The sequence below is a fragment of the Sulfitobacter sp. HNIBRBA3233 genome (assembly GCF_040149665.1).
Lineage (GTDB): Bacteria > Pseudomonadota > Alphaproteobacteria > Rhodobacterales > Rhodobacteraceae > Sulfitobacter > Sulfitobacter marinivivus.
On the sequence record NZ_JBEFLP010000016.1, the window covers coordinates 1 to 656 of the forward strand.

Here is a 656-nt window from a genome sequence, read left to right on the forward strand (position 1 = left end):
ACCGGCGTGGTGGTCGATCTCAACGACACCGGCAACAACACCAACCTCGCCGCGGGCCACACCTATCTGAGCGTCGAGCGGGTGACCGGCTCGGGCCGTCAGGACGTGTTCTACGGCGACGAGAACGAGAACGATTTCCGCGGCCTTGGCGATTACGACTGGTTCGTGGGCTCGACCGGCGGGCGCGAGCGCTACTTCGGCGGCGACGGCGAGGACACGGTGACCTACTACAACTCGACCTCTGGCGTGGTGGCGAGCCTGCGCAACGGGGCGCGGATCGACGGCGAGGAGACGGGGCGGGGCACCGGCGGCGACGCGGCGCTGGATCTCTACTTCTCGATCGAGGGCCTTGTGGGGACGAACTTCGACGACAGCCTGACGGGCAACGAGGGCCGCAACAACCTCAACGGTCTGGACGGGGACGATTTCCTGTTCGGCTACGGCGGGATCGACCAGCTGAAGGGGGGGCTGGGCAACGACGTGATCGACGGGGGTGCGGGATCGGACTATGCGCTGTTCGACGGGGCGCGCGGCGACTACGCGGTGTTCCGCACGGCCTCGAACGAGGTGCGCATGAGCGGGGCGGAGGGCTTCGACATCTACACCAACGTGGAATACTTCCGCTTCACCGACGGCGACCTGCGGATCTGGGATCT

At 66.9% G+C, this 656-nt stretch carries 1 protein-coding gene; it reads left to right on the forward strand.

Annotation, left to right across the window (positions count from 1 at the left end):
* Positions 1 to 656, forward strand: a 656-nt coding sequence (locus tag ABMC89_RS18975; RefSeq protein WP_439655679.1) for a calcium-binding protein, incomplete at both ends; no start/stop codon positions are given.